Source organism: Nonomuraea sp. NPDC049709 (assembly GCF_040674815.1).
In the GTDB taxonomy this organism is placed as follows: domain Bacteria; phylum Actinomycetota; class Actinomycetes; order Streptosporangiales; family Streptosporangiaceae; genus Nonomuraea.
This window is the reverse complement of sequence record NZ_JBFANM010000180.1, coordinates 1-5,847: the sequence shown is the minus strand read 5'-3', so window position 1 is coordinate 5,847 and position 5,847 is coordinate 1. Positions and strand designations below refer to the sequence as shown.

At 72.5% G+C, this 5,847-nt stretch carries 2 protein-coding genes and 1 pseudogene; all 3 read left to right on the top strand.

Going from position 1 to position 5,847, the window contains the following annotated elements:
• Positions 1 to 72 precede the first annotated feature (72 nt).
• The gene (locus AB0J69_RS61285; RefSeq protein WP_364138518.1) at positions 73 to 921 is read left to right on the top strand and encodes an AAA family ATPase; all 849 of its coding nucleotides are present in this window, start codon (positions 73 to 75) and stop codon (positions 919 to 921) included.
• A complete protein-coding gene (locus AB0J69_RS61280; protein ID WP_364138515.1) occupies positions 921 to 3,770 on the top strand; it encodes an RNA repair domain-containing protein in 2,850 nt (949 codons plus the stop codon). The genes AB0J69_RS61285 and AB0J69_RS61280 overlap by 1 nt, the downstream gene beginning before the upstream one ends.
• Positions 3,771 to 3,910: 140 nt before the next feature.
• Positions 3,911 to 5,847, top strand: a pseudogene (locus AB0J69_RS61275) (DNA-directed RNA polymerase subunit beta); the annotation flags it as partial.

The window sequence follows — 5,847 nt, the reverse complement described above, 5'->3', positions numbered from 1 at the left end:
CGGCCCAGAACGTCAGTGTGGCGAATCCTCGCAGCATGTCGGTGACCTCTCGTCTCGTTCCCGTTGAGCTACATGGACAGTTTGCGGGATGAAAGGCCGGACGAGGAGCGGCGGGCCGGGCTGGGGCGCATGGCGCTGGCCGCCGACCTGGGCGTGCTGCACGCCGTGGCGGCGGCCGGGCTGGCCGGGCGCGCGGACGAGGCGGCCGGCCGGGAGCGTGAGCAGGTCGAATGGTCCGCCCTGCACGCCGAGGACGCCGGGCTGCTCGGGCCGGCGCCGCTGGAGCCGTTACGGGCCGGCCTGCGCGAGGCCCTGGCCGGTCTCGGCGGGGAGGCGGCCGAGCGGTGCTGGGCGGAGGCGCGCGACGCCTGGGCCAGGGGAAGGATCGCCACGGTCGAGGAGGCCGTGGCGGCGACCTGGCGGTGGCGGTCGAGGCGGTTCCCCCGGCTGGTGCAGCTGGTCGGGCCGTCGGGCAGCGGCAAGAGCACGTTCGCGGCCGGGCTGCCGGCGGTCGACGCGTACGTGTCGCTGGACGACCTGCGCGATGCCCGGGGCTCGCGGGCGGACCAGCGGGCCAACCGGGAGGTGCTCGGGGAGGGCCTGGACCGGCTCGATGCCGCCCTGGCGGCCGGCGGCACCGTGGTGTGGGACGCCACCTCGCTCAACCAGCAGCAGCGTTCCCTGGTGCACGCGGTGGCGCGCCGCCGCGACGCGCTGACGACGCACGTGGTCGTGCTGGTGGAGGAGGACGAGCTGCACCGGCGCAACGGCCGCCGCGCTCAGCCGGTGCCCGCACACGTGCTGGCCGCGCAGGCGCGCCGGTTCGTCCCGCCCTATCCCGGGCAGGCCCACCGCACCTGGTACGTCGGGGCCCGCGGAGCCGTCGAGGACGTGGACGGCGCTCTGGACGAGGAGGCGTGATGCGTACCAGCGAGGAGGTCTACCACCGGATCCGCTGGGACCCGCGGTTCGACCCGTCCCGTTTCGTCCTGGGGGTCGGCCAGCGCAACGCCGACCCCGGGCGCATCGCGCTGCCCGCTTTCACCCCGGGCGGCGACATCCCCTGGCACCGGGTGCTGTTCGTCGAGGCGGACGGCGAGCTGGTCTGGGACCGTGCCACGGGCCTGGACCGCGTCGACACCTGCGAGGCCGGCCGGGCGCGGGAGGCGCGCCGCCTGCTGGCGCCGTTCTTCACGGCCGCGACCCCGCACGCCTGGGACGCGGCCGGCGGCTGGCGTCCCGCCGCGGGCCGGGCGCGGCCGGGGCCCGCGGCCGCGCGCGTGCTGACGTGGAACACGCTGTGGGACCGCTACGACAGCGACCGCATCGACACCGCCCGCCGCCGCCCCATGCTCCTCGCGGCCCTGGAGGAGGCCGAGGCGGACGTCCTCGCCCTGCAGGAGGTCGAGCCCGCGCTGCTGGCCATGCTGCTGGACACCCCGTGGGTACGCGCCGGCTACACGCTCGGCACCGACCCGTACGGCCCGGACGTCGACGACAGCGGCCTGCTGCTGCTCAGCCGGCCGCCCGTACGTGAGGCGGCCCGGCACGAGCTCGGCCCGCACAAGTCGGTGGCCGCCGTCGTCGTGGACACCGCCACCGGCCCGCTCACCGTCGCCGTCACCCACCTGACCAGCGACCATTCCACCGACGGCGCGGGCAGGCGGCGGGCCGAACTGGCCAGGATCGCCGAAGGGCTGGCCGCCGTGGACGGTGACCTGGTCCTGGTGGGCGACTTCAACGACGGCACCGACACCCCCGCGTCCGCGCTCGGCCTGCGCGACGCCTGGACGGAGGCGTACGGAGCCGACGAGACCCCCACCTTCGACCCGGCCGCCAACCCGCTCGCGGCGCTGTCCTCCCGCTCCGGCCGGGCCGCCCGCCTGGACCGCATCCTGCTCCGCGGCCGCCCCCGGGTGGTCTCGGCGGCGCTGCGCGGCGACACGCCCACCCCCGAAGGGCTGTACGTCTCCGACCACTACGCGGTGGAGGCGGTCCTCGACGTCACCGGTGACGACGACCGCGGAGTGCTCGACGTGCCGCCGACGGCGCGGACGGCGCTGGCCTGGATACCCCCGCACGAGCTGTGGCCGCCGATCCAGGACGTCCGCCGCGCGCACGATCCGCAGATCGACCGCTGGCCGCCGCACGTCAACCTGCTCTTCGGCTTCGTGCCGGAGTCGGCGTTCGAGGCGGCGGCGCCGCTGCTGGCCGCGGCGGCGGCCGAGGTCGAGCCCTTCACGGCCAGGCCGGCGGGGGTGCGGACATTCCGGCATCGCGACCACACGACCGCCTGGCTCGACCCCGCCGCCGGCGACCCGGAGCCCTGGGCCCGTCTCCATCAGGCCCTCCAAAGGCGCTTCCCCGGCTGCAAGGGACGCACCGAAGGCTTCACCCCGCACCTGACCCTCGGCCGTACCGAGGGCCCGATCCGCCTGACCGGCATGACGGCGCAGGTCAGGGAGCTGGTGCTGCTGTCGCGCCGCGCGGACGAGCCCATGCGCCCCCGGGCACGCGTCACCCTGGGCACGGGCGAGATCCACTGGCTCCCCGAGCCGGCGACCGCCACCCGGCCCGCAGCCCAGCCCGTCCGCGAGCCGGACCGGGCGGCATCGGCCGCGCACGTGACGCGGCGGCTGGCGCAGGCGCTGGAGCCGGGGATCGTGTACGTCGCCGGATCCCGGCGCATGGGCTGCGAGCTCCCGGACGCTGACCTGGACCTGGTGGCGGCGCTGCCGGGCGGGACGGACCCGGCTGAAGTCGAGGCCCGGGTGCGGGAGGCGCTGCCCGGCGTGGCCCGGCTGCGCCAGGTGGTCGGCGCCCGGGTGCCGGGCCTGCGCTTCCGCACGGCCGGGCTGGACGTGGACCTGACCGTGGTGCCCACCGGATCCGTGCCGCCCCGCCTGGCGGTGGCCCGGCGCGCCGAGCTGGGCCAGGCGGCGGCGATCGCCATGAGCGCGGTCAGCGACGCGGACGCCGTCCGCGTCGCCGTAGGCCGGCACCACGCCCGTTTCGCCCGCCTCGCCAGGCAGGTGAAGACGTGGGCGCGGGCCCGTGGCCTGGATTCCGCCCCGTTCGGCGGGCTCCCCGGCCTGGCCTGGACGGTCATGGCCGCGCACACCGTACGCGAGGGCGGCGACCTGCCCGCCGGCGACCTGCCGGGCCTGTTCTTCAGTACGTGGGCCGCCTGGGACTGGCGCGACCCGATCGCCCTCGGCCCCGCCGCTCCGGAACCGGCCCCCATCGCGGTGCTGACGCCCAGCTCCCCGGTGCGCAACTGCGCCCGCCAGGTCCCCCCCGGCGTGCTGGACCTGCTCACCCAGGAGCTCTACCGGGCCTGGGAGCTCACGGAGCACGGCCGGTCCGCCGAGCTGCCCGACCCGCCGCACCTCCACCGCCGTCACGCGGCCTGGGCGGTGCTCACCGTGCGCGCCGACCGCCCGGAGGAGCTCGACGCGGCGCTCGGCCGGGTCAGGGGACGCATGCTGGAGTTGCTCGCCGCCCTGGAAGAGGTGCCGGACGTCCACGCCTGGCCGCACCCGTTCGACAGCGGCCCCGGCCGGGCCCGCTACGCGATCGGTTTGGGCCGCACTCCCCCGCCGGCGGCGCGGCTCGGGGAGATCGCCGGCCGCTGGGTCCGCGGCATGCCCGGCGTCACGGTGGAACGGGCCGAGTGCGGCGACGTGCCGACCTTGGGGGTGGACATGGCCACCGCGAGAGTTGACGAGGGCACCCCCCTATGGCATTCTGAAAGCGGCACCGAGGATTGACGCTTATAGTACGTGTAGACATCCGTTTCCTATTTGCGTTATGCTGCCCTCCTCGTGCTGCCAGTGCACGCCCCGGATTTCCCGGGGCGTTCGGCATGCGCGCAGTTCGACTCCATCCGTGCTTTCCGGAAGGACATCTGTTGGCAGCCTCGCGCAACGCCTCCGCCGTACCCGCTGGTCCCCATCGCGTCTCCTTCGCGCGCATCCAGGAACCTCTCGAAGTTCCTGACCTTCTCGCCCTGCAGACCGAGTCCTTCGACTGGCTCCTCGGCAACGAGAAGTGGAAGGCCCGGGTAGAGGCGGCTCGCCAGGCCGGGCGCAAGGACGTCCCGACCCAGTCGGGTCTCGAAGAGATCTTCGAAGAGATCAGTCCCATCGAGGACTTCTCGGGGACCATGTCCCTGTCGTTCCGCGACCACCGATTCGAGCCGCCGAAGTACTCCGTGGATGAGTGCAAGGACAAGGACATGACCTTCTCCGCCCCGATGTTCGTGACGGCGGAGTTCATCAACAACACCACCGGCGAGATCAAGAGCCAGACGGTGTTCATGGGCGATTTCCCGCTCATGACGCCGAAGGGCACCTTCATCGTCAACGGCACCGAACGTGTCGTGGTCACGCAGCTGGTCCGTTCACCCGGCGTCTACTTCGAACGCAACATCGACAAGACCTCCGACAAGGACCTCTACGGCTGCAAGGTCATCCCGTCCAGGGGTGCCTGGCTCGAGTTCGAGATCGACAAGCGCGACAGCGTCGGTGTGCGCATCGACCGCAAGCGCAAGCAGGCCGTCACCGTGCTTCTCAAGGCACTGGGATGGACCAGCGAACGCATCCTCGAGCGCTTCGGCCAGTACGAGTCGATGCGGGCCACCCTGGAGAAGGACCACACGGCCGGCCAGGATGACGCCCTGCTCGACATCTACCGCAAGCTGCGGCCCGGTGAGCCGCCGACCAAGGAGTCGGCGCAGACCCTGCTGGAGAACCTCTACTTCAACCCCAAGCGGTACGACCTCGCCAAGGTGGGCCGCTACAAGATCAACAAGAAGCTGGGCGTCGACGCCGAGATCACCCATGGCACGCTCACCGAGGACGACATCGTCTCGATGATCGAGTACATCGTCCGGTTGCACGCCGGCGAGACGTCGATGGGCGAGACCGTCGTGGAGGTCGACGACATCGACCACTTCGGCAACCGCCGCCTGCGCAACATCGGCGAGCTCATCCAGAACCAGGTCCGCCTGGGCCTGGCCCGGATGGAGCGCGTCGTCCGTGAGCGGATGACCACGCAGGACGTCGAGGCGATCACGCCGCAGACCCTGATCAACATCCGCCCGGTCGTGGCGTCGATCAAGGAGTTCTTCGGCACCTCGCAGCTGTCGCAGTTCATGGACCAGACCAACCCGCTGGCCGGCCTGACGCACAAGCGGCGTCTGAACGCGCTGGGCCCCGGTGGTCTGTCCCGTGAGCGGGCCGGCATGGAGGTGCGCGACGTGCACCCGTCCCACTACGGCCGGATGTGCCCGATCGAGACCCCGGAAGGCCCGAACATCGGCCTGATCGGCTACCTCGCGTGCTTCGCCCGCCTCAATCCCTTCGGCTTCGTGGAGACTCCCTACCGCAAGGTCGTCGACGGCAAGGTGACCGAGCACATCGACTACCTCACCGCCGACGAGGAGGATCGGTACATCATCGCCCAGGCGAACTCCGCGCTGACGGAGGACGGCGGGTTCGCGGAGAGCCGGGTGCTCGTGCGGCGCAAGGGCGGCGAGTTCGAGCACGTCCGCTCGGACGAGGTGGACTACATGGACGTGTCGCCGCGCCAGATGGTGTCGGTGGCCACCGCGATGATCCCCTTCCTCGAGCACGACGACGCCAACCGGGCGTTGATGGGCGCGAACATGCAGCGTCAGTCGGTGCCGCTGCTCAGGAGCGAGGCGCCGCTGGTCGGCACCGGCATGGAATACCGTGCCGCGACCGACACGGGTGACGTGATCAGCGCCGAGAAGGCCGGTGTGGTGGAGGAGGTCTCCGCCGACTACATCACCGTGATGAACGACGACGGCACCCGGACGACCTA

Coding starts and splice junctions, on each gene's coding strand:
- AB0J69_RS61285 (WP_364138518.1), top strand. CDS start 73: ATGGACAGTTTGCGGGATGAAAGGCCGGACGAGGAGCGGCGGGCCGGG.
- AB0J69_RS61280 (WP_364138515.1), top strand. CDS start 921: ATGCGTACCAGCGAGGAGGTCTACCACCGGATCCGCTGGGACCCGCGG.